The 26,049-nt window shown below is 64.6% G+C and carries 28 protein-coding genes, 2 tRNA genes and 2 pseudogenes; 19 read left to right on the forward strand and 13 right to left on the reverse strand.

Translation table 11 applies throughout. From position 1 onward, the window contains the following. Nucleotides 1–44: 44 nt before the first annotated feature. Both GL279_RS03050 and GL279_RS19105 read right to left on the reverse strand, forming a co-directional pair. Nucleotides 45–722: a thermonuclease family protein gene (locus tag GL279_RS03050; RefSeq protein WP_155043562.1), complete on the reverse strand. Its 678-nt coding sequence runs from the start codon at nt 720–722 to the stop codon at nt 45–47. A gap of 378 nt (nt 723–1,100) precedes the next feature. Continuing rightward, nucleotides 1,101–1,418: a helix-turn-helix domain-containing protein gene (locus tag GL279_RS19105; protein ID WP_170293909.1), complete on the reverse strand. Its 318-nt coding sequence runs from the start codon at nt 1,416–1,418 to the stop codon at nt 1,101–1,103. 20 nt (nt 1,419–1,438) lie between these two features. Here GL279_RS19105 and GL279_RS19110 point away from each other — a divergent pair, with 20 nt between their 5' ends. After that, the gene (locus GL279_RS19110; RefSeq protein ID WP_170293910.1) at nt 1,439–1,867 is read left to right on the forward strand and encodes a hypothetical protein; all 429 of its coding nucleotides are present in this window, start codon (nt 1,439–1,441) and stop codon (nt 1,865–1,867) included. Nucleotides 1,868–1,880: 13 nt separating this feature from the next. Here GL279_RS19110 and GL279_RS03060 read toward each other — a convergent pair whose 3' ends face one another. Then, entirely contained in the window at nt 1,881–2,141 is a 261-nt protein-coding gene (locus GL279_RS03060) for a helix-turn-helix domain-containing protein (protein WP_155043315.1), read from the reverse strand. An 81-nt stretch (nt 2,142–2,222) separates the two neighbouring features. On the opposite strand from GL279_RS03060, the gene GL279_RS03065 reads away from it, so the two are divergent. The 3 genes from GL279_RS03065 to GL279_RS03075 all read left to right on the forward strand — a co-directional run bounded on the left by GL279_RS03065 (nt 2,223) and on the right by GL279_RS03075 (nt 4,618). After that, on the forward strand, nt 2,223–2,528 hold the full coding sequence (locus GL279_RS03065) for a hypothetical protein (RefSeq protein ID WP_155043316.1): 306 nt from the start codon (nt 2,223–2,225) through the stop codon (nt 2,526–2,528). A 54-nt stretch (nt 2,529–2,582) separates the two neighbouring features. Beyond that, the gene (locus GL279_RS03070; RefSeq protein WP_155043317.1) at nt 2,583–3,062 is read left to right on the forward strand and encodes a hypothetical protein; all 480 of its coding nucleotides are present in this window, start codon (nt 2,583–2,585) and stop codon (nt 3,060–3,062) included. A gap of 167 nt (nt 3,063–3,229) precedes the next feature. Beyond that, nucleotides 3,230–4,618, forward strand: a complete 1,389-nt coding sequence (locus GL279_RS03075) for a hypothetical protein (protein WP_155063149.1) — start codon at nt 3,230–3,232, stop codon at nt 4,616–4,618. 81 nt (nt 4,619–4,699) lie between these two features. On the opposite strand, the gene GL279_RS03080 is transcribed toward GL279_RS03075, so the two are convergent. The 3 genes from GL279_RS03080 to GL279_RS03090 all read right to left on the reverse strand — a co-directional run bounded on the left by GL279_RS03080 (nt 4,700) and on the right by GL279_RS03090 (nt 8,778). After that, nucleotides 4,700–6,283: a Mob protein gene (locus GL279_RS03080; protein WP_155043319.1), complete on the reverse strand. Its 1,584-nt coding sequence runs from the start codon at nt 6,281–6,283 to the stop codon at nt 4,700–4,702. A gap of 301 nt (nt 6,284–6,584) precedes the next feature. Beyond that, a complete protein-coding gene (locus tag GL279_RS03085; RefSeq protein ID WP_170293911.1) occupies nt 6,585–8,576 on the reverse strand; it encodes a site-specific integrase in 1,992 nt (663 codons plus the stop codon). 127 nt (nt 8,577–8,703) lie between these two features. Continuing rightward, nucleotides 8,704–8,778: transfer RNA gene (locus tag GL279_RS03090), tRNA-Asn, on the reverse strand. A gap of 287 nt (nt 8,779–9,065) precedes the next feature. On the opposite strand from GL279_RS03090, the gene GL279_RS19115 reads away from it, so the two are divergent. The 10 genes and pseudogenes from GL279_RS19115 to GL279_RS03145 all read left to right on the forward strand — a co-directional run bounded on the left by GL279_RS19115 (nt 9,066) and on the right by GL279_RS03145 (nt 16,738). Beyond that, entirely contained in the window at nt 9,066–9,233 is a 168-nt protein-coding gene (locus GL279_RS19115) for a helix-turn-helix domain-containing protein (RefSeq protein WP_281348942.1), read from the forward strand. A gap of 132 nt (nt 9,234–9,365) precedes the next feature. Then, entirely contained in the window at nt 9,366–9,527 is a 162-nt protein-coding gene (locus GL279_RS03100; protein WP_155063152.1) for a hypothetical protein, read from the forward strand. 141 nt (nt 9,528–9,668) lie between these two features. Continuing rightward, nucleotides 9,669–9,881 carry a tail protein X gene (locus GL279_RS03110; RefSeq protein WP_155063153.1) on the forward strand — a complete coding sequence of 71 codons (213 nt, stop codon included), beginning with the start codon at nt 9,669–9,671 and terminating at the stop codon, nt 9,879–9,881. Beyond that, entirely contained in the window at nt 9,878–10,933 is a 1,056-nt protein-coding gene (locus GL279_RS03115) for a phage late control D family protein (protein WP_343039691.1), read from the forward strand. Before GL279_RS03110 ends, GL279_RS03115 begins: the two co-directional genes overlap by 4 nt. Next, nucleotides 10,855–11,235, forward strand: coding sequence for a hypothetical protein (locus GL279_RS03120; RefSeq protein ID WP_155063155.1), 381 nt, complete (start codon nt 10,855–10,857; stop codon nt 11,233–11,235). Before GL279_RS03115 ends, GL279_RS03120 begins: the two co-directional genes overlap by 79 nt. A 407-nt stretch (nt 11,236–11,642) precedes the next feature. Beyond that, a complete protein-coding gene (locus tag GL279_RS03125) occupies nt 11,643–12,440 on the forward strand; it encodes a hypothetical protein (RefSeq protein ID WP_155063156.1) in 798 nt (265 codons plus the stop codon). 220 nt (nt 12,441–12,660) lie between these two features. Further along, a complete protein-coding gene (locus GL279_RS03130; protein WP_155063157.1) occupies nt 12,661–13,710 on the forward strand; it encodes an NAD(P)-dependent alcohol dehydrogenase in 1,050 nt (349 codons plus the stop codon). 12 nt (nt 13,711–13,722) lie between these two features. Continuing rightward, a complete protein-coding gene (locus GL279_RS03135; RefSeq protein WP_155063158.1) occupies nt 13,723–14,118 on the forward strand; it encodes a (R)-mandelonitrile lyase in 396 nt (131 codons plus the stop codon). A gap of 819 nt (nt 14,119–14,937) precedes the next feature. After that, a complete protein-coding gene (locus GL279_RS03140; RefSeq protein ID WP_155063306.1) occupies nt 14,938–15,216 on the forward strand; it encodes an SH3 domain-containing protein in 279 nt (92 codons plus the stop codon). A gap of 375 nt (nt 15,217–15,591) precedes the next feature. After that, nucleotides 15,592–16,738 (forward strand): annotated as a pseudogene (locus GL279_RS03145) (IS3 family transposase). Between the two features lie 71 nt (nt 16,739–16,809). On the opposite strand, the pseudogene GL279_RS03150 reads toward GL279_RS03145, so the two are convergent. Both GL279_RS03150 and GL279_RS03155 read right to left on the reverse strand, forming a co-directional pair. Next, nucleotides 16,810–17,894: pseudogene (locus GL279_RS03150) on the reverse strand (IS3 family transposase); the annotation flags it as partial. A 201-nt stretch (nt 17,895–18,095) separates the two neighbouring features. Further along, nucleotides 18,096–18,179: transfer RNA gene (locus tag GL279_RS03155), tRNA-Tyr, on the reverse strand. A 160-nt stretch (nt 18,180–18,339) separates the two neighbouring features. Here GL279_RS03155 and rlmB point away from each other — a divergent pair. The 3 genes from rlmB (at nt 18,340) to GL279_RS03170 (ending at nt 20,294) form a co-directional block, all read left to right on the forward strand. Then, the gene (gene rlmB / locus GL279_RS03160; RefSeq protein WP_155063159.1) at nt 18,340–19,137 is read left to right on the forward strand and encodes a 23S rRNA (guanosine(2251)-2'-O)-methyltransferase RlmB; all 798 of its coding nucleotides are present in this window, start codon (nt 18,340–18,342) and stop codon (nt 19,135–19,137) included. Between the two features lie 101 nt (nt 19,138–19,238). After that, nucleotides 19,239–19,652 (forward strand): YHS domain-containing (seleno)protein, encoded by a 414-nt coding sequence (locus tag GL279_RS03165; protein ID WP_155063160.1) that lies wholly within the window; start codon nt 19,239–19,241, stop codon nt 19,650–19,652. A 186-nt stretch (nt 19,653–19,838) separates the two neighbouring features. Further along, nucleotides 19,839–20,294, forward strand: coding sequence for a CoA-binding protein (locus GL279_RS03170; RefSeq protein ID WP_155063161.1), 456 nt, complete (start codon nt 19,839–19,841; stop codon nt 20,292–20,294). A 54-nt stretch (nt 20,295–20,348) separates the two neighbouring features. Here the strand turns inward: GL279_RS03170 and GL279_RS03175 are convergent, their stop codons facing one another. Continuing rightward, complete coding sequence (locus GL279_RS03175) at nt 20,349–21,368, reverse strand: ribose-phosphate pyrophosphokinase (protein WP_155063162.1); 1,020 nt, start codon at nt 21,366–21,368, stop codon at nt 20,349–20,351. A gap of 79 nt (nt 21,369–21,447) precedes the next feature. On the opposite strand from GL279_RS03175, the gene GL279_RS03180 reads away from it, so the two are divergent. Continuing rightward, entirely contained in the window at nt 21,448–22,047 is a 600-nt protein-coding gene (locus GL279_RS03180) for a 2-hydroxychromene-2-carboxylate isomerase (protein ID WP_155063163.1), read from the forward strand. Next, the gene (locus tag GL279_RS03185; RefSeq protein ID WP_343039692.1) at nt 22,044–22,814 is read left to right on the forward strand and encodes an alpha/beta fold hydrolase; all 771 of its coding nucleotides are present in this window, start codon (nt 22,044–22,046) and stop codon (nt 22,812–22,814) included. Before GL279_RS03180 ends, GL279_RS03185 begins: the two co-directional genes overlap by 4 nt. Before the next feature lie 9 nt (nt 22,815–22,823). On the opposite strand, the gene GL279_RS03190 is transcribed toward GL279_RS03185, so the two are convergent. The 4 genes from GL279_RS03190 to GL279_RS03205 all read right to left on the reverse strand — a co-directional run bounded on the left by GL279_RS03190 (nt 22,824) and on the right by GL279_RS03205 (nt 26,042). Further along, entirely contained in the window at nt 22,824–23,144 is a 321-nt protein-coding gene (locus tag GL279_RS03190; RefSeq protein WP_425495599.1) for an H-type lectin domain-containing protein, read from the reverse strand. Between the two features lie 126 nt (nt 23,145–23,270). Then, the gene (locus GL279_RS03195) at nt 23,271–23,714 is read right to left on the reverse strand and encodes a F0F1 ATP synthase subunit epsilon (RefSeq protein WP_155063164.1); all 444 of its coding nucleotides are present in this window, start codon (nt 23,712–23,714) and stop codon (nt 23,271–23,273) included. Between the two features lie 9 nt (nt 23,715–23,723). Next, the gene (gene atpD / locus GL279_RS03200; protein WP_155063165.1) at nt 23,724–25,148 is read right to left on the reverse strand and encodes a F0F1 ATP synthase subunit beta; all 1,425 of its coding nucleotides are present in this window, start codon (nt 25,146–25,148) and stop codon (nt 23,724–23,726) included. 18 nt (nt 25,149–25,166) lie between these two features. Continuing rightward, entirely contained in the window at nt 25,167–26,042 is an 876-nt protein-coding gene (locus GL279_RS03205; RefSeq protein ID WP_155063166.1) for a F0F1 ATP synthase subunit gamma, read from the reverse strand. Nucleotides 26,043–26,049: the final 7 nt, after the last annotated feature.

Consider the following 26,049-nt stretch of genomic DNA (forward strand, 5'->3'; position numbering starts at 1 on the left):
TGACACGCCCCGGCACCCCGCATGCGCGACCGCCCGCATCTCCCTCAGCAGATGCTCTCGCAGGGGATCCCGTCGCCATCTCGGTCGAGCTTGCCGCCCCATGGGCAGTTCTGAAGATACCAGCGCGCCTCCTCGCAGCTACCGATCCGGGTGCAGGTTCGGCGGGGGCTGCAGGACCAGGTTTGCCCGGCGAGTTCGTAAAGCCGCGACATCGGCGGTGTTGTATTCTGACCGCTGCGGCGTTCCGCCCGCCAGTCCCAGGGCATGTCGAAATGCCCTTGCCAGATCCCGCGCTGGTGCGTGCGGGCCTGGTCCTCGGCGGCGGCATAGGCGGTCGAATATTGGCGATAGGCCAAGGCCCAGCCCTCGCGCACCATCCAGCGGTTCAGGTTCGTCCGGCCCGCAAAGCAATCCGCGACGATGCGGCCATAGCGGTCGGTGTCGGTCTGCTGGCAGTTGACCACCCGCCGCCCGATCCGGTCCGACAGCGCCAGCGAGGCCTGCTGGCCACAGCGCCAGGCTTTGCCACGCGCGTCCTGGCAAAGTTGCCCGCTTTCCGGCGCGTCGATGCCGTTCAGCCGGATCCGGGCGCCGTGGATCTCTATGGTGTCGCCGTCGATCACCGAGGCCACACCGCGCAGATCGGGGCCGATCGTTTCGCTGGCAGAGGCGGGCAGCGCGCAGGCGAGAATGAGGGTCAGGGCGGCAAGGACGAGGTTCATCAGACGGTCTCGGAGGGTTCATTCCTGCCTAACCCGCAGGCGGGGCCGGGCAAAGCACCTACAGCGCCGAAGTGGCAACTGTTTGTTAAGGATTTTAGCGGATGATGGCTGGACGGCGAACCGCCGGTCCCGATCCCGCGCCGTCAGACGAGCCATGATCAAATGAGGCTTATCACCATATGATCATTCTGAACGCGGGTTGCAGCGCAGGGCCTGCATCTCGACGATTACTGACTGCGGTGGGCCGCCGCGCCATTGTCCGGAGGGTGCGGTCCGAGCCCTGCAGTGCAATCAAGGCCGCGAAAGATTGCCATCGCTTGGATCCCGGTTGATCCGGAATACTCCCAGCATGCCTTTGCGCCAAGCCAACCCTTCGCTTCACCGTCCCGCCAGCCCCTCGGCCTCTCGGATGAGATCCGAGAGCCGCGCGTTCAACCCTTTCGCCAGCTTCTGCATGGAGTTGATCGTCGGCTGATTGTGCAGGCCTTCGACCCTGCCAACGAAGACCGTCGAGATCCCGGCGCGGCGGGCCAGCGCCTCTTGCGACAGATCCAGCGCCTCGCGGCGCCGTCGCAGCACCGTGGCGAAGGCGGGAATGAGCGGATCTGCGGGCCGTGTTTTGATGCCGGAAATAATTGTCGCTGCCCCTCTTGCAAATATCACTGCATATTGCTCACATAGTGCAGTGAGTTTCAACCAGTGTTCAGGGGTGGCCGATGCAGGAACCGGAAATCGACAGCGGTGGTCTGGATGGTGTTTCGGCAGACGGGCTGGACGGCCTGTCGCAGCTTTTGCAGATCGCGGGGACGTGGAATGATGCTGACCCCGAGATTGATCGGGCGTTCCTGACAACCCGGTCGGCGCTGGCGCAGGCGTGGAGCGATCATGCCGCCTGCGATGCTCATGCAGCCGAAGCGGGGTTCGCGGCCAGCGAAGAGGGTCGCGCGGCGATGGCCGAGATGGACCGGATCCAGCACCGCATCCGCGATCTCGAGATCGGGCTTGCGGCGCGCCCCGCCGGGAATCTGGCCGAATTGCGTCTGAAAATCGCGCTGCTGTCGCTCGACGGCCAGCTGCGGCCCGAGTTCGAGGCGGGCGTTCTGGCAGATGCGCTGCGGCTGCTGGCGGCGCAGGAGAAGGGCTGATGCCGCCGCCGCGCTATTCCTTCGCGGGTTCCGCTTCGGCCTCGCGGACCAGATCCGACAGCGGCACACCCAGCCCCCGGGCGAGCTTTTGCATGGTGTTGATCGTCGGCATGTGGCGGCCAAGCTCCAGCAGAGAAACGAAGCGCATCGAGACATCGGCGCGCCGCGCCAGCGCCTCTTGCGACAGGTCCTGCGCCAGACGGCGGCGGCGCAGGACGGTGGCGAAGGCCTCCACAAGGGGTTCGACGGTGCGGGGCGCGGGTTTGATCGACAAGGGCTGTGCTCCGGATGGTTCGGGAAGAATGCTATACCGTAAATGCTGTGAATTCAAAGCGTGATCTGACGGAGGCCTGTGATGCCTGAGCAATCCCCCACCATCGACTGCGGCCACTGCGGCACGCCGGTCAAACGCAGCGCCCGCATCTGCCCGGCCTGCCACGCCGAGCGTGGCGCCGGCCGCATCGCCGGTGGCCGCGTCGTCGGCCCGGAAAAGATCCCGAAGCTGCGGCGGCAGCTGGCCGTGCTTCTGGCGGGCCTCGTGATCTTCGGGGCGGCGGGCATCTGGATCGGCGCCGTCGCTTGCGGTGCCGTCGCGCTGGGGATGGTCGTGCAATCCGGCGGCGTGATCTTCAGCCGCGGCCAGGAATACTGGTTCCGGTAGGGATATCCGCCCGCAATCCCCTTTGATCTCTCATGTCTTTCGCAGGAGGCCCGCATGAATCCCAAATCCCTTGTCCTCGCCCTGGCGCTGGCTGCCTTGGCCAGCCCGGTCGCGGCCGAGACCTATCTTGGCCGTTGCAAGATGGGCGAATGCCTGCATTACGACCAGAGCGGGCGCCGGGTTGAGGCCCAGGGCTCGGCGCGGGTGCCGGGCCAGCTGGTGCGGGTCGTGCTGCGCGAGGCGGTTTCCGACCGGCCCGATACGCCAAGAAAGCGCCTGCAATTCGAGGCGCCGTCCGAAGTGCGGTTCTTTTGCAGCACCGCCCGCCCGGCCTATGGTCTGCCGGGCGGCGGCTATCAGGGCCTGAACCTGGGCCAAATCTTTGGCGCGACCGAACTGGTCGCAAACATGTATCTGCGCGCCTGCCATCCGGGCGTGGCGCCCGGGCGCAGCATCGAGGCCAGGCTGCAGGGCCTCGGCTATCGAGTGATGCCCGAGCGCGTCTACTCCAGCTTCGCGGCGCTGATCCGCTAAGGGTTTCCCGCTTAGCCGGGCGGCGACGCGCGGGGCGCTCAGTTGACGAACGCAATCTGCGCACCGCACGCACGACACGCCACCCAACACTCTGATCCCCCAGCCATCCCCCGCCGCGTCGCCGCGCGGCGGCCAGCCCGCCTTTGCCTGCATCCGGAGGACGCCCCATGCTCAAGACCCTCGCCCTGACCACCTGCCTTGGCCTGATCCTGGCCACCCCGTCGCTGGCCGAAACCTACACCGACCCCGATGCCGCCTGGTGGGGCGCATTCCTGGAAACCCTCGACGGCACCGCGCCCGACCTCAAGGCCCTGGCGCTGAAGGACCCCGAATATCTCGCCGCCGATGAGTTCAGCCGCGACGAGGCGCTGGCCAAGGTCATGGCCCGCCTTGCCGCCAGCCGCGCCACGATCGACCCCGCCACCGCCGAGGTAGTGCTGTCGATCCGCGCCGATTTCGGCGATTACGACGCGGCGCGCGGCGGCTTTCCGGTCAGCATCTTCACCCCGACCTCGCGCCTGCCGCTGGACCCGAGGGGCCGCAGCCTGTTCTTTCGCAACTGGCAGGATGTCGCGCTGTTCCCGGCGACGCGCGATCAGGGCCGCGCCCTGCGCAAGAAGATCGGCCAGGACAGCCTGCTGGCCCTGGTGACGGTGCGTGACATCCGCAAATCGCAGACCCGCAGCGAGGGCTATGAGGGCCATGTCGCCAGCGTCACCTATTCCACCGCCCGGGGCAGCGAGATCGGCCAGATCACCCCGCCCGACGTGATCGCTGCTGACCCTGCCACTATGGCCGCGCAGACCGAGGCGGCGCGGCAAAAGATCCTGACCGCCGCCGGCATCCCGCCGCTGGGCACCACCTGGGATGCGGCGAAACAGCAGCTGCAGCCGCTCTGGCCGGTGATGGCCAGCAGCGACCTCGTGCCCTGGGGCAATGTCCGGCGCGTGGCCTATCTGTGGAAAGACGGCGCCGTGCAGCAGAACGAGGCGCATGACCCTGCCAAGGGCTTCCGGCTCTATCTGCAGCAGCGCGAGGGGGCCTGGATGCCGCAGGACGGCGAGCATATCAATGTCGGCGTGACCGACCTGCTTTACGGCAGCGGCGCCGGTGCGGTCGATACCCGCGGCCTTGGCGCGGGCCTGGCCTGCTACACCCCCGAGGCACTGGACCGCTGCGCCGTGCTGATCTTTGAACCCAAGGACGGCACCCATGTCCTGACCGGCGCTTACGGCGTCATCGAGCAGCGCCCCGCCGCCAGCGCCGAGGCGGCCTTCAAAACCTTCCTCGGCGATGCCGCCGGCGCCTTCGAGGGCCTCGCCACCATCGCCGATTACGACCGCGAGGACATCCGCCAGGCCCGCAAAGCCCCGGTCACCGGCGGCCGCGGCGTCCCGACCTATGCCGCCGGCGCAGGCCACCCCCTGACCGCCAACCCGCCCTATGATCCCCTGAAAAACACCACCGGCATCGAGCCCATCCGCCGGGAAATCGCGATCTATGCCGTCGAAGGCGCAGAGGGCAGGACACCGCTGGTCTATGTGGTGGGGCAGTGAGGGCGCTTAGTCACCACGGAATCAAAGATGTTGACACCCAGCCATCTGGCGGCCTACCGCCGCAAGGCACGGCGATCGTGCTTAGAGCTCCGGTGACTGGCTGTCGTTATCGGACCCGCGTCCAAATCGCATCGCATCAATGCCCTGTTGGACGCGGTTGATCACGTTGATGAACCGTCCCACGAGTTTCTGTATCGGGCTGTGCTGCTCAGGGGCAATGCCAAGCATGTTCCGCAAGAATGCGGGCATGCGCTGGAAATTCAGCTTTCCGCCCTCGACCGTGGTGTCACCGGATTCGACGGCGGTGAGCACCTCATCCATGGCTTCGACGGCGTCGTCGAACTCTTTACGCCGGTTCTTGAGGGCAATCGCTGTCTGAACCAGTTCATGTTCTTTTTTCTTCAAGGCAGCAGCTTGCCCCGCAAGCTGTTGCTCTTTCTCGCGCTGCGCCGCCGCTAATTCAGATCTTTCCCGTTCCAGATCCTGCCGTGCCACCTTTACCTTTTCCCGGATCATATCTTCCCTGCGGGCGAGTTCCGTCTGATCGGCGATCAGGCGCTCCTCTCGCGCCTGCAGGGATTCTTGCCTGATCTTCTGCTCGTGGTGGATCTGCGACAACTCGGCCTGATGTCTGTCCAAACCTTTACGTTGCTCCAACAACTGCTCCTTTGTCCGCTCGGACTCGGCAAGGGTCTCGGCGATCTGCTTTGCCTGGACCTTATCGGCGGCATAGGCCTTGGTCGATTTTCGCGCGAGGTGCGGACCCACGCGCAGCAGGCCGCAATATTTGCCGACGGCTTCATAATAGCGATCCTGAAAGGCCTTCATCTCGTCGTTGAATGCGCGCTGGACGCCGGATTTTCCCCGCAGCTGGCGAGCAGCTTTGAGGTGGGCCGTGTTTGCGGTCTCCCATTGCGACATGCGGTCGGTATTTTCAGCGTCGATCGGCACGCAGGATTCTTCCCAGGCTGCAACAGCTTCTGCATGGCGCGCATCGCGCTTGGCCTGGGTCTGGCGATTTTTGCTGGGGCGTTCTTTTTTCGGCTTCAGGGGACGCGCCATCAGTTCCGGTTTTGGCAGCGGGGCGATGACATCGCTGTCGTTGCAAATGCGCCACCGGGCGGCGGCGCATTTGCCGACATGCAGCTTGTTGGCGTCAAGCTTTGGATCGGGCGTGTTGATGGCGAGAATGTGGATATGCACATGGCTCTCGTCCGGATGCAGGACGGCCGTCCAGTCAATGCCGTCTGGCATACGGGCCGTGAAGTCCATGGCGATACGTGCGGCCCAATTGGCGATCTCACGTTTATTTTTCGGATCAGCCGTCATGTCCTGCGGCGTCATCGGATGCGAATGGATCTCGGTATAGAGGGTGGCTGCATCGGCACGCAGTCTGCGCTGATAGGTCCTTCCGTTCGCGCTTGTCACGGTTTCGCGGATCCCGGCGAGAAGCACTGAGCGCTTTTCCCGCAGCTCGGCCAGAGTGATCGAGCCGGGAAAACTCAGATGTATTGCTTCTTGCGGGTTCTCGACATGCTGTGAAAAGTGACCCTCCCGCGCGGCCTCACCCAACACCTGTTCGGCACTGTTGAACTGGTCCGGGGCGCCTTTAACGGCTTTGGGTTGCTCTGCGTAGGTCTCGATATGGACGAATTGAAAGGCCATGATGGGCTCCCTGGTTTGGATCATGGCCATCCAGGTATCGCGCATCCGCGAAAAAACCTAAGGCCCTAATGGCCTCGGATTTCAGAAATATGTCGGCGCCATTGCGGCAGATGCCGAATTCCGGCGGCAGATCGCGGCGAACGATGCGCCGGACGAGTGCTGCGACCGGCGGGATCACAGGGCCGCATCGCAGCAGAAGGAAGAGGTCCACACGCGGAAGATTGGAGGGGTAATTCAGCGCCTTCGGCCTACCCATAGTGACAGACTATAGGTAGCTAAAGCTACCTCGATGGTCTGCCCCTTACGCCGGGGAGGCGCTCCGTCGCCCAAAGGGCGACTGCGCGGACGGGCAAGGCCCATCCTTGCGGGTTTTGCGGGCCACGGCCCGCACAGGTTCAACTGTCCGAACATCTGCCGCGAGATCACTCACGGGCAGCGGGGGCAGTTGACGAAGAGCGGCCAGCTTGGCGGCCAGCGGGGTCGTCTCGCTATAGCGCTCGGCGGTGATCGAGTCGCCCGCATGGCCAAGGATGTCCTTGCGCACCTGCTCACGCAAGCCCTCGATCCGGCCCAGCTGAGTCGCGACATAGTGCCGGAAGCTGTGCAGCACCTTGCCCTCGGGATTGCCCGAAAGCTGGCGCTGGATCAGCAGCCGGAAGCGGTAGTCGAGCGGATCGCCGAACTTGGTGCCTGAGGTCGGGCGCTGATCGGGGAACAGATCGCCCCGCGGACCCTTCAGCGCCAGGCGGGCATGCTCCATCAGCCCAAGCGCGACCAGCTGCGGATGCAGCGGCAGGGTGCGCTCCGACACCAGGTTCTTCAGGCCCCGGTTCGGGTTCGGCCGGAAATGCATCACCGGGATACCGTCGATGATTTCCAGATCCTCGGCCTTCAGGCCCGCGATCTCGGCCCGGCGCGCGCCGGTCAAGGCCGCAATCATTGGCACCCAGAACAGCCCGTCGCGGATCAGGTTCGGGCCCGGCTCTTGCCAATGGCGTTTGCTCTTCCAGCCGTGCCAGATCGGGTGGCTGAAGATCTTGCCGATATCCTCGAGGGTGAAGGCCGACCGCTCGTCCCGGTCGCGGCGGCTCTTGCGTTCGCGCAAGCTGCCGGTATCCAGCATCACCACCGAGGCAAAGCCCTCGCTGCGCGCCTTTTTCAGAAGCTGGCCGATATAGTCGATGTTGCGGTTGATCGTCGTCGGCGACAGCCCGACCGGCTTGCCCTGCGCGGCGTCAAGGATCTGGGCCAGCGTCTTCAGCCGGTCCTTGGGCGACTTGCGATAGGACTTGGGCAGCTGGTTCAGCACGTCGATGAAGCGCGCCAGATGTTCCTGCCGCAACTGTCGGATGTCACTGACCTCGGTGGCCTCAATGAACAGGTCATAGACCTTGCGCATCTGGTCGATCATTTGCGCCGACATCTTCTGACGCTTCTTCTGCGCCATCAACCGGTCGGCCAACGCCGCAATCGAAGGATCATAAAGCGGGGCAGGTTCTGCGGGGAATGGTTCTGGTGCTGTCGGCTCTGCCGGGGGCGGTTCAACCGGGGCAATCGGCATTGGCTGCTGCTGAACTGGCTGCGACACTGGCGTAGGATTGTTGGCAGGATTACGGCCCTCGGCCAGATCCAGAGCCTCGGCGGCAGCGGTTTCGATCGCAGGCAGGTGCCCGAGGCTGGCGATCTGATAAGCTGCGCCACGCCCGCGCTGCACGATCTGGCGTCCGTGATTCACCTCGCCCTGACTGAATTTGTCCCGGCCCAGTGCCCTGCACATCAGATCGAACCCCGGGCGGTTCGGACCCTGTCGGGGGTCGCTGTCAAAAGACTGCGCAAGCATGTCGACATGATGACTGACCGAAGCGATTTCGGCGTCGCTGCGCCCCTCGGCGCGCATGGCCTCGCGGTCGCTGTCGGGAACCGGCGCGGCTGCCGCGCCGCGATGGCCCACCAGTTCGCAGGCCTTGCCCATCACCCAATCGGCGCTCAGCGCCTGCTGCCAAGCGTCCGGGGCGGGAAGGTCGGGAATATTGGCGCGGGTCGCCTCGATCTGATCCAAAGCCCGCAGAATCGCCGCCTGCAACAGGCTGCGCGCTTCGTCCCGGCTCAGTTTGCTTTGCATCATCTGGTCGAACACCCGACACCCCTCTGCCCCCAGAAGTAAGGCAAGGCGCCGGGCAATCAAGGGATCGCGGGTGCGCAGGCTGACCTGCATCAGCGCACCGCCCAGCGAAAGGGGCAGCCGCCGGCGCCAGACATAGGTCGCGCCACGACGGAAAACATGCGTCTGCAAGCCCAAGGCAATACCCCCTTATCGGGCTGCCTCGCCGTGGCCTGCAGGTGTCATACGTATGACACCCTTGTCGCACACCACCCCGCAGGGATGATTTGCGCAACAATTCTCGTAGCTTGGTAAATTTTGGCTCCGGCGGTAGGGATCGAACCTACGACCAATTGATTAACAGTCAACTGCTCTACCGCTGAGCTACGCCGGAACACGGGGGCTGTATAGCCATGGCCGACAGGGCCGTCCAGAGGGCGTAACAAGTTTTTCATAAGTTTTTTTCCGACCCCATGGCGCAAGCCGCTGCCAGCTAAAGCACCGGGTCTCGAACACTTCGTGGGCCGTTTAACAGAGGTCACCGCGCAGCCCGACCCCACCGCACGCGACGCGCGGGGTCCGACCGAACTGCCGGCGCAAGGTATGGCCATAAGGCGCCCGGCAACGGCCACCGGTATCCGGCATATCGGGCACGGCCGCGTGACGCTGCCCTGTGGTTCGATGCGCGGTCAGAGCCGCCGCAGGGCCGAGGCGATGGACATGCTGCGCCAGGGCGCGTCGATCCAGCAGGTGGCATTGGCCTGCGATCTGCACACGCGCACAGTGAGCAATTATCGCGCGGCGCTTGATGCCGAGGCCGGCACGCGTCAGATGCAACTGCCCCTTTGACAGGGGTCGACCCGATCTGACAGAGTACCCTCGGCCGCTCTGGCGCTGCGTGTCATCTGCCCCCGAAAGGCTTCAGGGGCTACCACCCCTCCCCGATTTGCGACTGTCGCCCCGTCACAACCGGGGGCTGACATGAAGCTGGTCAACCACAAGATCGAAGGCATTTCTTTCCGCGCCGCCCATTACACGGGCGGCGTCATCGTGCCGACCATCGTGGTCCTGCATGACACGGCCGGGCGGCTCGAGAAGGGCAGCAGCGCCGCCTATCTGGCCAGCCAGAAGGCCAGCCGCTGATCCTGGTCGATGGGCTGGGCTGGATCTGGGACCGCTGGGTCATTTCCTCCGTCGAAGAGCGCAAGAGCCTGTTCATGTCGGACGGCGCACCCCGCAAGATCGAGTTCACGATGGCCTTCTGGCCTATGGGAGCGATGCGGCATGAGCAGCACGTATCGCACCCTGGACGGCGACATGCTCGACGCGATCTGCAAGGCAAAACTCGGGTCCGAGCAGCACGTGGCCGCCGTTCTCGATGCCAATCCCGGGCTGGCAGCCCGAGGCCCGGTCTATCCGGCCGGGCTGCTGATCTTCCTGCCTGATGTCTCCCAGCCCACGGTGACCGGCCAGATCAAGCTCTGGGGGCAAACGTGACGCCCGCTTTCCGCATCCTGGTCGATGGCGCGGACCGCAGCACGGTCATTGCAGACCGCCTGCTCAGCATCCTCATCACCGATGAGGACGGCACCAAGTCAGACCGCGTCGAGATCGAGATCGACAACCGCGACCGCCGCGTGGCCTTCCCCAAGGTCGAGGCGCAGATCGAGGTCTCGCTGGGGTTTCAGGGCAAGCCGCTGTCGCTGATGGGGCGCTATGCCGTCGATGGCGTCTCGGGGCGCGGGCCAGTCCGGGCGCTGACCATCACCGCCACTGCTGCCGACCTCAAGGGCGATATCCGCGCGCCGCGCACCCGGGGCTGGACGAACCGGTCGCTGCCCGACATCGCCGCGACCATTGCAGGCGAAGCCGGGCTGATACCGGTGATTGGCGAAAGCCTGCGTGCCGTCCGCTGGCCCTTCCTGGCACAGACGGCCGAGAGCAATCTGCACTTCCTGACCCGGCTTGCCGCCGAGCTCGATGCCACCTGCAAGCCGGCCGGCGGTGCGCTGGTGGTGCAGCGCCGGGGCGAGGGCAAGACGGCGGCCGGCGATACGCTGGTGCCGCCGGTCATCACCCCGCGCCGGTTATCGGACTGGAGCTGGTCCTGGAGGGGCCGCACGGTCTACCGCGCGGCCGAGGCCGAATGGACCGAGACCGGCACCGGCGTCACCCACAAGATCAAGGTCGGCTCTGGCACGCCGCTCAAGAAGATCCGCCATCCCTATGCAACCGAGGCCGAGGCGACCCGCGCCGCCGAATCGGCGCTGAGTGGCGCAGGGCGGTCGGGGCTTGAGGTCAGCGGCACGCTTTCTGGGTTCGAGCCCGGGCTGCTGGGCGGTGGCCTGATCGACCTGCAGGGCCTCGAGCCGGTGCTGGATGGGCGCTGGCACCTCAAATCCGTCTCGCATCGACTGGATATCCGCCCTGGTCGCCGCAATCCGTCGATGCATCGCTGGACAGCCAAACGATGGCGCAGGCAGTTTTCTGGCAGGCATGGCTGGGGCAGCATGTCCAGATCCCGGCCTATGTCATGCCTGTGCCGGTGATCGTGCGCCGGATCAGGGCGTATTTTTCGCCCGCCTCGCCGTTCAAATCGGGCGACGACTTGCATCTGTCGAATACCGTGAGCGATGCGCCGCTGACCGCAACCATGGCTGCCATGGGCGCGGGCCTTGAAATGATGATGACGGGCGCGCGACTGGCTGATGATCCGGGCTGGTCGGTGCAGATGCGCGATCTGGTCGCCATCGTCTGGACTGCCGTCGCCGAATACGCCTGCACCGGCCTGGGCGGCGCCACGGTTGTGGCCCCGGCCTCTGGGGCCGATCCGTTGCCGCTGCCTGCATGAGGACCGGCAATGACAAAGGGGGCGTAAAGGAGGCGTTTAACCCACCGTTCAAAGGGGGCTAAAACAGGGTCAGTGAAAAAACGTCGTGCTGCAAATTTGCGTGTCAAACTCTGGAAAAATGCCTGTCACGCTACACTGGGTTCGGCACCCAGAGAAGGCATCTGAGTCGGCTTGAAGTCCCCTCCCGCAACAGCACAACCAGCATTCGCAGACCACTCTCAGCTGTAAGATGCTCCAGATTCCACTCGGCCTCGATCCAGACCCTAAGCGGGCGCAGCTCCGGCGCACTGTCACCGCGTCCTGCATGCCTCAACCCGCCGGCCTCCACAAGATCATGCCGAACCCCTTGCGATCACCCGATGCTGCCCGGAAGATGGCGCGCAATCTCCTCTGCGCGGGGCCCTCGCATGATCCCCATCGGCCCGCCACCGTGGCTATTCATCCTGATCTGCCTCGGGTTTCTGGCAGCAGCGCTGCTCTGGATCATCTGGATCCTGCGCCTTGCCTTCAGCCACAGGGCCAGGCGGCACTTGCGGTCCTGGCGCGGGCTGGCCTTTGTGCTGCTGTCCGCCATCGGCTGCCACACGCTCTGGTCGGTCTATACGTTCCAGCGCGCCCTTGCCGCCTATGAGGCCGAGGACAAGCTGAACCGCCGCCCCGTCCTTGCGGAAAGCCGGCGGCTGGCGGGCATCGACATGCCGGCGGGCACGGCGCTGGTGCTGCAACTGGCCCGGACGCCCGAGGCGTTCAACCGCGCCGAGTTCCCGCATCCGGTCCCGATCGGCGGCGTCGAGACCCTCCGCGTCGAGCGTTATCTCAGCATCCACACGGATGAGAACTACCGCACGACAGGCTTTACCCCGGAAAACCTGCGCCTGACCGGACTGGGCGAAAGCCGGCAAGCGGGGTGGCTTTGTGATGCGACCGTGCCGATCATCTTTGCGACGCATCCCGACGGCAGCATCAAGTCCTTCGAAAGCTGCACGGCAGGCGCCGGGAACCTCGTCGAGGGCCAGCCCCTGCCCAAAGGGGCCGAGATCATCGCGACCGAAGGCACGGTCTATCTGGATGGCAGCCGCGGTTCGGATCGTTGGCTGATTCACCTGCCGCCGGATGCGGGGCTGCTGGTCCATGGCGCCCAGCAGAAAGGTGGCGCGCTGCTGCTGGACGCCGGACGCAAGGTGGTCAGGCAGGTGCCGGGATGACATGGCGGCTGTGCTGCGGGACTGCGTCCCCAGCGCTTCCCCCACGACCGCATTCCTGAAATCCATAGCATGCCCATCCCCACCCGAGCGCACCGGCAAACCGGACAGGTAGCCGGCCGGGCATCCTATCCCCCTACTGCGCGGCGAACAGCCGAGGCAGTGCGAAAGCCTTGCATGCGCCGCGCCGCCGGTGAAATCTGACCGACAAAGGAGATCCGATATGACCATTCTCGCCTATGGCGCTTCGGCCGCCAATCAGCCGGTATCGCGCATGGACATCACCCGCCGCGCGGTGGGACCGCATGACGTGCAGATCGAAATCCTTTACTGCGGCATCTGCCATTCCGACCTGCATCAGGTGCGCAGCGAATGGGCCGGCACGCTTTACCCCTGCGTTCCGGGGCATGAGATCGTCGGCCGCGTCGCCGCCATCGGCGCCCATGTCGATGCGCATCAGCCCGGCGATCTGGTCGGGGTCGGCTGCATCGTCGACAGTTGCCAGCATTGCGCCGAATGTGACGACGGGCTGGAAAACTACTGCAACGGCATGGTCGGCACCTATAACGGCCCGACCGCCGACGCGCCCGGCCACACGCTGGGCGGCTATTCGCAAGCAATCGTCGTGCATGAACGCTATGTGCTCAAGATCATCCACCCCGAGGAGCAGCTGGCCGCCGTTGCACCGCTGCTCTGTGCCGGGATCACCACCTGGTCGCCCCTGCGCCACTGGGGCGCCGGGCCGGGCAAAAAGGTCGGCATCGTCGGGATTGGCGGTCTGGGCCATATGGGCGTGAAGCTGGCCCATGCGATGGGGGCGCATGTCGTGGCCTTCACCACCTCCGAGACCAAGCGCGCCGATGCCAAGGCGCTTGGCGCCGATGAGGTCGTCGTCTCGCGCAATGCCGACGAAATGGCGGCGCACGGGCAAAGCTTCGACTTCATCCTGAACACCGTGGCGGCGCCGCATGACCTCGACGCTTTTCTGCAGCTTCTGAAACGCGACGGCACCATGACGCTGGTCGGCGCGCCGGCAACGCCGCATCCTTCGCCCAATGTGTTCAACCTGATCATGCGCCGCCGCAGTCTGGCCGGCTCGATGATCGGCGGCATCCCGGAAACGCAGGAGATGCTGGATTTCTGCGCCGCGCATGGCATCACCGCCGATATCGAGATGATCCGCGCCGACGAGATCGAACCCGCCTATGAGCGGATGTTGAAGGGCGATGTGAAATACCGCTTTGTCATGGACATCGCCACGATCGGCGACTGAAGGAAGCCACAGATGAAGATCACCCGTTCGGGGCAGACGCCCTCACGCCCGGGGCCGGCTGACTGGTTCACCGGCCGCGTGCGCATTGATACGCTGTTCAACCCCGCCGCGCCCGACCGGGTGCAGGGCGCCCATGTCACCTTCGAGCCCGGCGCCCGCACTGCCTGGCACACCCACCCCCTTGGCCAGACGCTGATCGTGACCTCGGGCCTTGGCCGGGCGCAGCGCGAGGGCGGACCGATCGAGGACATCCACCCCGGCGATGTGGTCTGGTTCGAGCCGGGCGAAAAGCACTGGCATGGCGCCGCCCCCGGCGTGGCCATGAGCCATATCGCGCTGCAAGAGGTTCAGGACGGCAAGACCGTCGACTGGCTCGAACATGTCAGCGATTCTGAATACGGCGCCTGATGGTGGCGATCTGCGACCAGCGCCGATCCCGTCGGCAGGGGTGGGCCAAGACGCCGCTGGCCTGAGGATGACTCTGGGGGGACGAGATACTCAGCACGGCGCAGAGAACGACCGCGCCCGGCCAAGGTTTGGGTCCGGGCGCTTTCGTCCAGAAACAACCAGATCCGCAGGCGCGTCAGAAGGATCTCCGACAGGTTGGGCGGCGCGATTCCGGCGGCAGGAAGGCCAAGAATGGGAATCGTCGCCATTGAGCGCCAGAACAGGGTGGCCCAAGGCCCCGCCACCTTGATGCGCTGAATGCTCAGCCCAGCCATGGCGAGGAGCGTGGCCACAGCTAACCATGCAGGCGCCGGCGGAGTAGCTCGGCAGATATGCTGGTTACATCTGGAAACGGACAATGCGTAACGGATCGCAAGCGCGGAAAGATCCCGCTTGGGCAGCGCGTGCCTGCGACTCGAAGCCGGACGAGCCACACTGATCAGGGATCGTTCGGCCTGTGTCACAACGCAGCCTCGATCCTTTCGGCAGCTTCAGGAGATATTGGCCGCTGTCGCTCCATGGCAAACCGCAAAGCCTCGGCCATATAGACCAGAGGAATTCGCGGTTACGCGAATAGACCGGCCGTTTCCCTGCTCCTTTGCGGAGCGCGCCTCAGGCCAACAGGACCAGTCCGGTCGATGCCAAGTGCGGGCCGGCGGAGCATGTGTGGTGCCAGCCGTCACAGCCCGTCCGTGTGGTGTCTTGGCGGCGTCTGGAGCCTGCCTGCTGTTATTTGCCGTGATGGTGTCGTATTCATGGCAAAACGATTCAGGTCTCATGATGCGAACTCATTCTGCTGCTCTTTTTGCCCTCACCATCGCCGCCGGCTGCGCGATCGGTTCCGGTGCGGTGGTCAAGGGCGCCGGGCCGAACGAGCTCCTGAAGCTGCGCGAAGGCCCTGGCCTCAACTACAAGATCATCATCGGCCTGCCTGACGGAACGCGCCTGACCCGTCAGAACTGCGTGACGAATAGCGGCAAGGTCTGGTGCAGGGTCACGCTCGCCGACAGGCCCGGCGTTTCGGGTTACGTTTCGGCGGACTATCTAGCACCTCGCTGACCGCGTCCGGCCCGGAGCGGACGGCTGAGATCTATCGATGCTGCGCGGCCGCATTTCCTTTAGCGGCAAATGCCCCCAAGCGCGGGTCGCGGGCAGGGTAAAAGTCCCTTGGCAAGTCAGTGGATTTTCCCGAGATTATTGCGACTGCCTTCCCCTAGGGCTATGGTTCAGACCTGCACCGAGCATCTGTCATGGCTCCCGCGTTTCGATCCCGCCTTCGCGCAGGAGGCGACGCCTTGTCGCGATCGCCCTTGCCGCGCGCCAAGGCGTGTTTCGATCCGCACCTCGGCGCAGGAGGCGACATCGTCCCTTTGAGTTGCTGCCGGTTTTGTGGGCACGAAGATAAGATCGTGACCAAGGAACTGGAGAGTGGATATGACGAGACGGAAGTTCAGTCGTGAGTTCAAGATCGAGGCCGTCAGGCTGGTGACGGATCGGGGTGTCGCCGTGGCGCGGGCGGCCCGCGACCTTGACGTTGCGGAGAGCGTGCTGCACCGCTGGATGCGGGAACTGACAGCCACGCCGGCGGTAGCGTTTCCTGGAAACGGGCAGATGCGGTCCGATCTGGCCGAGATTTTGGCTCTGTAGAAAGAGGTCGCCCGGCTTCGGGCGGAGCGTGACATCCTGAAGAGAGCGGCGGCTTTTTTCGCGCGCGAGATGATATCAGGTTCGCCTTCATTGCCAAACGCCGCCACATCTGGCCGGTCAGCTGGCTCTGCGAGGTTCTTGAGGTTTCGCGGTCCGGCTTTCATGCGTGGTTCAGCCGCCCGACCAGCACCCGCGAGATCCATGACGCGAAGCTCGTCGCAGCGATCGAGACGAGCTTCAAGGCGAGTGACCGGACCTATGGCGCACGTCGTGTCTGGCGGGATGTTCTTGAGGACGGGCTTACCTGTGGGCTTCACCGGATCGAACGGCTGATGCGGATCAATGCCTTGCGGGCGCGACCCAGGCGCCGCGGCAAGCCGCAGGATGACAGCGAACGGTCGGTGATCGCCGACAACATCCTGGACCGGGATTTCGAGGCGGACCGGCCGAACCACAAGTGGCTGGCCGATTTCACTACATCTGGACCGCAGAAGGCTGGCTCTATGTCGCAGTCGTGCTGGATCTCTTTTCCCGGCGCGCCGTGGGCTGGTCCATGAAGGCTGACCGGGATGCCTCACTGGTCATGGACGCGCTGATGATGACGGTCTGGCGGCGCGGGAAGGCCGATGCTCTGCTGCATCACTCGGACCAAGGATCGCAATATACAAGCTAGCAGTTTCAATGGATTCTGGCCGACAATGGGATCACCTGCTCGATGAGCCGCGCGGGTAACGTCTGGGATAATTCCGCGATGGAGAGCTTCTTCTCAACGCTGAAGACCGAACGAACAGCCACCAAGGTTTATCGAACTCGCAATGAAGCGCGGACCGATGTCTTCGATTATATCGAGCGCTTCTACAACCCGCGCAGGAGGCACTCGAAACTGGGCTACCTCGGCCCAATGGAGTTCGAAGCTCGCGCTATGCTAGCTTAACCAGCTGTCCACGAAACCGGCAGCAGCTCAAGGGGCATCCAGCAACGGTGTGACCTGAACGTCGTCGCGTTGATGAAAGCCTCGGACATGCCATTGCTTTGCGGACTGCGCATGGGTGTCAAGCAGGGCTTCAGGCCGAGCTGCCGCGCGAAGATCTGCGTGTCCTTGGCGATGTAAGGCGAGCCGTTGTCGGTGGGAACCTTGATGACCGCTGGGGCGCGCAGGGCTGAGAACCGCCGCTCGACGACCTCGAGCGGCAGGTCGCGGATGTCGGAACCGCTGATCCCGACATTCACCGCGGCTGCCAAGTATGAGGAGGGTCAGAAAACGATCCGGGGGATCGTTTTTCCCGACGATTGGATCTCGCAGTCATGGGCATCGATGAGGAAGGCCCCGCGGATTACATCTCCGTTCCAGCAGGTGAACTCGAACCCGTCCGAAAAGCGCAGGTTCGAGCCCATCACGATCACCTTGCCATCGTGGACATGCTCGGGCCGCTCGGAATATTTGCGCGCAAGCAGCAGGTTATGGGACTTCATGATCCGGTAGGTCCGCTTGTGGTTCACCGGAGCGGCACCGTTCGAGCGCAGCTGCCGGTTCAGGATCGCGGTGATACGGCGATAGCCATAGGCCGGCCGCGCGGCGACCAGGGCCATGATCTGCGGCATCAGATCGGCATCCTCGGCCTTGTGATAGCCCGCCGCAGCCGGGTCCTGCCTTGCAGGCGGATCGACCAAGTTCGATTGCGCCACGCCCAGCGTCTTTGCCACCGCCTTCACTGGAAATCGCCCTTCTGCGGCGACCGCACGAGCAAGGCCGGTTTTTTTTATCCGTGACTTGTCCAGCGCCTCTCGCAGGATCTCCGCTTCCATGGTCTTGCGCCCCAACTGGCGTTCCAGCTCGTGGATGCGGCTTTCCATCTCGCGCACGGCACGGTTGGTGACATCGTCATCCTCAGTCACGACGATGCTTCCCCCTACGAGCATCAGACGCTGCCAACGATAAAATAGGTTCGGCGCCACGCCATGATCGAGATGCTGGCATGATCCTCCAGCGTCTCCTCGACGATCCGCAGCTTCTCCGCCGCGCTCCAGCCCCAACGACGGCCGCCATCGGTGATGATTTCTACGTGAGCCATAAGCATGTGCTCAGGCATAAGCATAAGCCTCCATGTTCAGGCCTGGGGGGCCGGTCGAAACGAGGGCCAGTTCAGAGGGTCTCCGGCGGTTTTCTTTTTCGCAGGTAGCGCTGCCCGAAACTGCGGGACACCTGCGTCATAACCCATTGATTTGCATAAGGCGCTGTCGATCAGATGCGGGGCACCTGATCGTTGATTTTCTTCACTTTTCTGGAAGAATGGTGGGCGACCCTGGAATCGAACCAGGCATGGGTCTCCCCGGCGGAGTTACAGTCCGCTGCCGCACCTTGCAGCTCGTCGCCCGCCGACGCATTCGGCGTGCGCGGTGATTAACCGCAGCCGGCAGGGGCGTCAAGCGGCAATCACGGCAAAAATACGCGCCGCTGCCTCCGCACGCCGGACAAGGCAAATCTTGCAATCTGGTGCGTTTTCTGCGCAACCCGGGGCAAAGCAAAGGTGCGCCATGACCGAGAAACCGCAGAAATCCAAGAAGCCGACCTGGGTCATCGACAAGGAACGCGCGCGCCGGGCCGCGGCGGCGGAAACCGTCTGGCTGTTCGGCCTGCATGCGGTGCGCGATGCCTTGACCAACCCCGCGCGCGACAAGCTGCGGCTGGTGGTCACGCAGAATGCGATCGACCGGCTCGGCCCCCTGCCCCAAGGCATCGAACCCGAGATCACCGATGCGCGCAGCTTTGACAAGGTGGTGCCGCTGCCCCCCGAAAGCGTCCATCAGGGCGCCGCGCTGGAGGTCAAGCCGCTGAAATGGGGCAAGCTCGCCGATCTGGCGCTTTCTGGCCCCGGGCGGCCGCTGCTGGTGGCGCTGGACCGCGTCACCGACCCGCATAACGTCGGCGCCATCCTGCGCTCGGCCGAGGTGTTCGGGGCGCGGGCGGTGATCGCGCCATCGCGTCATTCCGCCCCCGAAACCGGCGCTCTGGCCAAGACCGCCTCGGGCGCGCTGGAACGCCAGCCGTATCTGCGGGTCGGCAATCTTGCCGATACGCTAATCGAGCTGCGCGAGATGGGCTATATCATCATCGGCCTTGACGGCACCGGCGACGAGCTTCTGCCCGACCGGCTGGCGGCGCTGCCGGGCCGGGCCATCTGTCTGGTGCTGGGCGCCGAGGGGCCGGGCCTGCGCGACCGCACGCGCGAGACCTGCGACCATATCCTGCGCATCCCCTTTGCCGCCGATTTCGGATCGCTGAACGTGTCGAACGCGGCGGCGGTGGCGCTTTACGCCGCCTCACGCGGCTGAGCACAAAGATCACAACGCGGGTAGAAAAGTCCCGGCTCGGTTGCGATTCGCGGGGTGATTTGCCAGATGCTGAACAACCCTCAGCAAATAACCCCTCGCCGATGATTCGCCCTGCCGCCCTGCTGTTTGCCCTGCTCCTGCCCGCCCATGCGGCGCTGGCACAGGATTGGGCGCTGGATGGCATCGACCCGGTGGGCTACAGCCGCGAAGGCGCCGCCGTGCCCGGCCGGCCCGATCTGGTGACCATGTGGCGCGGCAAGGCCTGGCATTTCGCCAGCGAGGAAAATCGCGCCGATTTCGAGGCCAACCCCAAGGTCTTTGCCCCGGCGCTTGGCGGGCTTTGCGTCGTGGCCCTGTCCGAAGGCCGCTCTGAGCCGGGAAATCCGCGCTATTTCGCGGTCATCGACCAGCGCACCTACCTGCTGCGCTCGGAAAGCGCGCGTCAGCGGCTTATGGCCGATCCGCAGCAGATCCTTGCCCGTGCCAAGACCGTCTGGGCGAAAATGCACCCATGAAATTCACGTCTTCGTGAATTTTGTGGAACTTTTTGGCCACATCTCCCATTTATAATTCGAACATGAGCACGGAACGCTCTTGTTCAGATCACTGTCCCTCGTTCCGCGACTTGCGCCCGGCCAGTAGAACTGGACCGGGCGCTTTTTATATGCCACTTTAGATTGAGATCTTGGGGAGGATCATCCATGAGTTTCGCTGTCTTGCGTGACATCGGCCATTCGCCGATCGATGACGACATCGCACGAATCGCCCACGAAACGCGCTGCATCGCCATCGTGGGTCTGTCGCCAAACGAGCTGCGCCCGGCATGGGGCGTGGCCCGTTATCTGAAATCGCAGGGATATCGGGTGGTTCCGGTCAATCCCCGCCACGCAGGCAGCCAGATTCTGGATGAGGAGGTCTTTGCTGACCTCGCCTCGATTCCAGCCGAAATCGCCGTCGACATGGTCGATATCTTTCGGCGCGGCGAGGCGGTGCCCGAAATCGTCGATGAGGCCATCGCCAGCATTCCGAATCTGCGCACGATCTGGATCCAGCTGGGGATCCAGCACCATCCGGCAGCCTCGGCCCGTGCCCGCCTGCGCGGCCTGACCGTGATCGAGGATCGCTGCCCGAAAATCGAGTTCCCGCGTTTCCTGTAACGGCGCGGGGCCGAAAAAAAGAACGGGGGCTGCCGGACAGCCCCCGTTTGCGTCTTAAATGGTGCTGTAGAGCCCTTCGTAGATCGGGCCCAGCGTATCGACCTCGAACAGCGAGCTGACCGAGGTGCCGTTCCAGATGTTCAGGATCGCTTGGGCAAACATCGGCGCGGTCGGCACGATGCGGATATTGGCGGCCGAGCGGACCGCCTCGGTCGGCTCGATCGAATCCGTGATCACCAGTGATTTCATCACCGATTTGCCCACGCGCTCGACCGCAGGGCCCGACAGCACGCCATGGGTGATATAGGCATGGACCTCGACGGCGCCGTGCTCCATCAGCACCTCGGCGGCCTTGCACAGTGTCCCGGCGGTGTCGCAGATGTCATCGACGATAATGCAGGTCTTGCCGGCGACATCGCCGATCACGGTCATCTCGGCGATCTCGCCCGGTTTTTCGCGGCGCTTGTCGACGATGGCCAGCGGCGCGCCGATGCGCTGCGCCAGCTCACGCGCGCGGGCCACACCGCCCACGTCGGGCGAAATCACCATTATGTCGGACAGGCGGTCGCGGAAGTGGTGCTTGATGTCCAGCGCAAAGACCGGCGCCGCATAAAGGTTGTCCACCGGAATGTCGAAAAAGCCCTGAATCTGCGCGGCATGCAGGTCCAGCGTCAGCACGCGGTCCACGCCCGCCTCGGTCAGCAGATTGGCGACCAGCTTGGCGCTGATCGGCGTGCGGGCCTTGGCGCGGCGGTCCTGCCGGGCATAGCCGAAATAGGGGATAACGGCGGTGATGCGATTGGCCGACGAACGCTTCAGCGCGTCGGTCATGATCAGCAGTTCCATCAGGTTGTCATTGGCCGGGTTCGACGTCGGCTGGATGATATACATGTCCTCGCCGCGCACGTTCTCGTAGACCTCGACAAAGATCTCCTGGTCGTTGAAGCGTTCGACGCGGGCATCGACGGGCGCGACATTCATGCCGCGATGCATGGACATGCGGCGGGCGATCGCATTGGCCAAAGGCCGGTTGGCGTTGCCCGCGATCAGCTTGGGTTCGGTCATGGCCGGCATGGCTGGCTCCGTGGATTCGTGTGATTGCACCCCGCTTAGCACCGGGCTAGCCTGCCCGCAAACCCCCGGAGGCCGTCTCATGGCGCATATCGACTATTACCTCAGCACGCAGAGCCCCTATTGCTACATGGCCGGCGATCGTCTGGAACGGATCGCCGAAAAGCACGGCGCCACAATCACCTACAAGCCCATCGACGCCTGGCAGCTTTTCGACCGCACCGGCGGCGTCCGCCCGGCCAACCGCCATCCCAACCGGCTGGCCTATCGCGATCAGGAACTGGCGCGCTGGTCGGAGTATCTGGGGATGCCGCTGCAGATGAGGCCCGCCTTCTTTCCGGTGAACACCGCGCCCTCGTCCTATGCAATCATCGCCGCGCAGGCGGCGGCGGGGGGCGATCTGGGCGGGCTGGTGCAGGCATTCCTGCGCGCGGTCTGGGCCGAGGATCGCAACATCGCCGATGACGTGGTGATCCGCGAGGCGCTGGCGGCAAACGGCTTTGACCCGGCGCTGGCCGATTCCGGTCTGTTCATCGGCGCCGAGACCTATGGCCGCAATCTGGAGCAGGCGGTGGCCGATGGGGTCTTCGGCGCGCCCTTCTATATCGTGCGCGAGACCGGGCAACGGTTCTGGGGACAGGACCGGCTGGATTTCCTGGACCGCCATCTGGCCAGCCTGTGAGCGGGCTGAACCTGCGGCAATGGCCCGGCGCCGGCGATCGCCCGGCGCTGGCGCTGCATTGCATGATGGGCAATGCCAGCTATTGGGGGCCCATCGCCTCGGATCTGGCGGATCTGGTGCAAATCAGCGCCCCCGACCTGCCCGGCCATGGTCAAAGCCCGGCTTGGGCCGGCGCGCCGCCCGATTACCACACCCATGTCACGCGGGCGGTGGCGCCGCTGATCACCCGGCCGCTGGACCTGATCGGGCACAGCATGGGCGCCACCGTGGCCCTGCGCATCGCCGTTGCCGCGCCCGAGGCCGTGCGCAGCCTGACCCTGATCGAGCCGGTGCTGTTCGCCGCCGCCCCCGAGGCCGAGGATGTGGCCCGGCTGGACGAGCTGCGCAAGCTGGTGCAATCGGACGCGCGCGAAGAGGCCACCCGCCGCTTTCTGGCCGCATGGGGCGGCATCGACTGGGAACAGCAGACCCCGGCAGGCCGCAGCCGGCTGATGCAGCAAATCGATCTGGTGACGGCGGGCAATGATGCGCTGGTCCATGACAGTGGCCAGATCCTGCGTCCGGGCGGGCTGGAAAGCATCGACGCGCCGGTGCTGCTGGTCATGGGCGCGCAATCCCCGCCGGTGATTCCCGCCATCGCCGATGCGCTGGCCGCGCGCCTGCCCGATGTCGGCCGCGCCACCTTGCCGGGTGCCGCGCATATGCTGCCGATCACCCATCCCCGGCAGGTGGCCGAGCTGATCCGGCTGAATCTGGAGCGCGCCTAGCCGGGGCGCTCAATCCGCGTCGAAATCATCCAGATGCCGCACCGGGCCGATCGCCATCCAGCTGGCGCGGACACGAGCGACGCGGGTGTCCTCCCATGTGCGGAACTCGATCACAAAGCCGGTCGTGGTGATCTCGGCGGGCTGCACGTCCAGACGCTGGTTGGCGTCATGGGCCACGTCCCACATCGTCAGCGACAGATGCACCACCGGCGGCTCGACAAAGGGCTCGTCAAAGCGGACCTTGTGACGCTCGACCCGCTGGCCCAGGCCGGTCCACATCTGGCCGCCATCCTCAAAGGCCGAAAACAGCACCACCGCCCCATGGGCCACGCCGACCGCGAAATGATCAAACCGTCGCAGATGGTCTCTCCCTGATGGCTGGGCCCTGTCCCTGGCACCAATGATAAAGCCCCGGGGGAACCGGGGCTTCGTTTTTCACTCGGCAGGGTTAACGCCTCAATGCGGGAAATTCGACTGGTTCGGATCCAGCCCGATATGGGTGCCCATGGCCTCCATATCGGCCAGCAGCTTGACGGCTGCTGCGACGATATCCTCGCCGGTCGAGCGTTCCTGCACCTGCTTCACCCGACGCTGGGCCTGAGCCATCATGTCGTTGAAGATGTCTTGCGTCATCTCGGCGCGCGGGTGCCCGCGTTCTGCCAGCAGGCTGACGGAATCGTTGTTGATCTCGGCGAAGCCGCCGGTCACCGCGAATTCCGTCTCGGACCCGTCCGCCGCAACCACGGTCACCAGACCGGGGCGCAGGTTGACGATGGCCGGCGCATGGCCGGGCATCGCGGTCAGGTCGCCATCGGCGCCGGGCAGGCGCACCTCGCGCACCGGGACGGACACAAGGTTCCGTTCCGGCGACACCAGGTCGAACTGCATCGTGTCGGCCATATCGCCCCCTTACGCCGCGTCAGCGGCAAGGCGCTGCGCCTTGGCTTTCACGTCTTCGATGCCGCCGACCATGTAGAAGGCCGCTTCCGGCAGGTGGTCGTACTCACCGTTCACAACGGCTTTGAACGACTTGATCGTGTCTTCCAGCGGAACCTGAACGCCGTCCGAACCGGTAAACACCTTCGCCACGTCGAAAGGCTGCGACAGGAAGCGCTGGATCTTGCGTGCGCGGGCCACGGTCAGCTTGTCTTCTTCCGACAGCTCGTCCATGCCAAGGATGGCGATGATGTCCTGCAGCGACTTGTATTTCTGCAGGATACCCTGAACCGAACGGGCGGTGTTGTAGTGATCTTCGCCGACCACGGCCGGATCGAGGATCCGCGAGTTCGAGTCGAGCGGGTCAACCGCCGGATAGATCCCCAGCTCCGAGATGGCGCGCGACAGAACGGTCGTGGCGTCAAGGTGGGCAAAGGTGGTTGCCGGTGCCGGGTCGGTAAGGTCGTCGGCCGGAACGTAAACGGCCTGGATCGAGGTGATCGAGCCGTTCTTGGTCGAGGTGATGCGTTCCTGCATCGCGCCCATGTCGGTGGCCAGCGTCGGCTGGTAACCCACGGCGGACGGGATACGGCCCAGCAGTGCCGACACTTCCGAACCGGCTTGGGTAAAGCGGAAGATGTTGTCGACAAAGAACAGAACGTCGGTGCCGGTCGCATCGCGGAACTGCTCGGCGATGGTCAGGCCGGTCAGCGCGACGCGCATCCGGGCTCCCGGAGGCTCGTTCATCTGGCCGTAAACCAGGGCCACCTGCGATTTCGACAGATCGTCCGGCTTGATGACGCCCGATTCCACCATCTCGTGGTACAGGTCGTTGCCTTCACGGGTCCGTTCGCCAACGCCCGCGAACACCGAGTAACCCGAGTGCACTTTCGCGATATTGTTGATCAGTTCCATGATCAGAACGGTCTTGCCCACGCCGGCGCCGCCGAACAGGCCGATCTTGCCGCCTTTGGAGTAAGGCGCCAGCAGGTCGATGACCTTGATGCCGGTGACCAGGATTTCCGACGCGGTCGCCTGCGAGGCGAAGTCCGGGGCCGGTTGGTGGATGGCGCGTTTCTCGGTGACGTTCAGCGGCGTCCCTTCATCGACGGGCTCGCCGACGACGTTCAGGATGCGGCCCAGCGTCACGTCGCCCACCGGAACGGTGATCGGCTCGCCCAGGTCGGTGACCGGCAGGCCACGGACCAGACCTTCGGTCGCGTCCATGGCGATGGTGCGGACGGTGTTCTCGCCCAGGTGCTGGGCAACTTCCAGAACCAGACGCTTGCCGTTGTTCTCGGTTTCCAGAGCGTTCAGAATCGCGGGAAGCTGGCCCTCGAACTGCACGTCCACCACGGCGCCGATCACCTGCGTGATTTTTCCTTTGGCCTCTGCCATGTGTTTAACCCCTACGTGTCAGAGCGCCTCTGCGCCCGAGATGATTTCAATCAGTTCCTTGGTGATCGCAGCCTGACGCGAGCGGTTGTACTCGGTGGTCAGGCGGTCGATCATGTCGCCGGCGTTGCGCGTCGCGTTGTCCATGGCGCTCATCCGCGCGCCCTGCTCGGAGGCCGCGTTTTCCAGAAGCGCCGCAAAGACCTGCGTAGCCACCGAACGCGGCAGCAGGTCGTTCAGGATCGCATGCTCATCCGGCTCATAGTCGTAGAGCGACGAGGCCGCAGGCGCAGCCCCCTCTTCGACCACGGCGGGGATGACCTGACGGGCCGTCGGGATCTGGCTGATGACGGATTCGAAGCGGTTGTAGAACAGCGTCGCGACGTCGAACTGGCCGGCTTCGAACCGGTTCAGGATCTCGTCCGCGATTTCGCGCGCGTTCTCATAGCCGATGCGCTTCACTTCGCTCATGTCGAAGTGATGCACGAACAGGTTGCCATATTCGCGCTTGAGCTGCTCGCGGCCCTTCTTGCCGACGGTCAGCAGTTCGACCTGCTTGCCCTGGGCTTGCAGTTCGGCCATGCGCTGGCGGGCCAGCTTGACGATCGACGAGTTGAAGCCCCCGGCCAGACCACGCTCGGAGGTCATCACCACCAGAAGGTGGCGACGATCTTCGCCCGTGCCGGCCAGCAGGCGCGGCGCCGAGGACGAGCCGGCCGCAGAAGCGGTCAGCCCGGCCATGACGGCGGCCATGCGATCGGCATAGGGACGCGCAGCCTCGGCCGCTTCCTGCGCACGGCGCAGTTTCGCGGCAGAGACCATCTGCATCGCCTTGGTGATCTTGCGCGTGTTCTTGACGCTGCCGATCCGGTTCTTGAGGTCCTTGAGGCTGGGCATCTGTTAC

This window comes from Paracoccus limosus (genome assembly GCF_009711185.1).
In the GTDB taxonomy this organism is placed as follows: domain Bacteria; phylum Pseudomonadota; class Alphaproteobacteria; order Rhodobacterales; family Rhodobacteraceae; genus Paracoccus; species Paracoccus limosus.

Bases quoted from the DNA above. Each gene is read 5' to 3' on its own strand.
- GL279_RS03135 (WP_155063158.1), top strand. From the start codon at position 13,723: ATGAAGATCACCCGTTCGGGGCAGACGCCCTCACGCCCGGGGCCGGCT.
- GL279_RS03125 (WP_155063156.1), top strand. From the start codon at position 11,643: ATGATCCCCATCGGCCCGCCACCGTGGCTATTCATCCTGATCTGCCTC.
- atpD (WP_155063165.1), bottom strand. From the start codon at position 25,148: ATGGCAGAGGCCAAAGGAAAAATCACGCAGGTGATCGGCGCCGTGGTG.
- rlmB (WP_155063159.1), top strand. From the start codon at position 18,340: ATGACCGAGAAACCGCAGAAATCCAAGAAGCCGACCTGGGTCATCGAC.
- GL279_RS03075 (WP_155063149.1), top strand. From the start codon at position 3,230: ATGCTCAAGACCCTCGCCCTGACCACCTGCCTTGGCCTGATCCTGGCC.
- GL279_RS03130 (WP_155063157.1), top strand. From the start codon at position 12,661: ATGACCATTCTCGCCTATGGCGCTTCGGCCGCCAATCAGCCGGTATCG.
- GL279_RS03170 (WP_155063161.1), top strand. From the start codon at position 19,839: ATGAGTTTCGCTGTCTTGCGTGACATCGGCCATTCGCCGATCGATGAC.
- GL279_RS03070 (WP_155043317.1), top strand. From the start codon at position 2,583: ATGAATCCCAAATCCCTTGTCCTCGCCCTGGCGCTGGCTGCCTTGGCC.
- GL279_RS03065 (WP_155043316.1), top strand. From the start codon at position 2,223: ATGCCTGAGCAATCCCCCACCATCGACTGCGGCCACTGCGGCACGCCG.
- GL279_RS03205 (WP_155063166.1), bottom strand. From the start codon at position 26,042: ATGCCCAGCCTCAAGGACCTCAAGAACCGGATCGGCAGCGTCAAGAAC.
- GL279_RS19115 (WP_281348942.1), top strand. From the start codon at position 9,066: ATGCGCGGTCAGAGCCGCCGCAGGGCCGAGGCGATGGACATGCTGCGC.
- GL279_RS03175 (WP_155063162.1), bottom strand. From the start codon at position 21,368: ATGCCGGCCATGACCGAACCCAAGCTGATCGCGGGCAACGCCAACCGG.
- GL279_RS03050 (WP_155043562.1), bottom strand. From the start codon at position 722: ATGAACCTCGTCCTTGCCGCCCTGACCCTCATTCTCGCCTGCGCGCTG.
- GL279_RS03195 (WP_155063164.1), bottom strand. From the start codon at position 23,714: ATGGCCGACACGATGCAGTTCGACCTGGTGTCGCCGGAACGGAACCTT.
- GL279_RS03180 (WP_155063163.1), top strand. From the start codon at position 21,448: ATGGCGCATATCGACTATTACCTCAGCACGCAGAGCCCCTATTGCTAC.
- GL279_RS03120 (WP_155063155.1), top strand. From the start codon at position 10,855: ATGGCGCAGGCAGTTTTCTGGCAGGCATGGCTGGGGCAGCATGTCCAG.
- GL279_RS19110 (WP_170293910.1), top strand. From the start codon at position 1,439: ATGCAGGAACCGGAAATCGACAGCGGTGGTCTGGATGGTGTTTCGGCA.
- GL279_RS03110 (WP_155063153.1), top strand. From the start codon at position 9,669: ATGAGCAGCACGTATCGCACCCTGGACGGCGACATGCTCGACGCGATC.
- GL279_RS03080 (WP_155043319.1), bottom strand. From the start codon at position 6,283: ATGGCCTTTCAATTCGTCCATATCGAGACCTACGCAGAGCAACCCAAA.
- GL279_RS03165 (WP_155063160.1), top strand. From the start codon at position 19,239: ATGATTCGCCCTGCCGCCCTGCTGTTTGCCCTGCTCCTGCCCGCCCAT.
- GL279_RS03100 (WP_155063152.1), top strand. From the start codon at position 9,366: ATGAAGCTGGTCAACCACAAGATCGAAGGCATTTCTTTCCGCGCCGCC.
- GL279_RS03140 (WP_155063306.1), top strand. From the start codon at position 14,938: ATGCGAACTCATTCTGCTGCTCTTTTTGCCCTCACCATCGCCGCCGGC.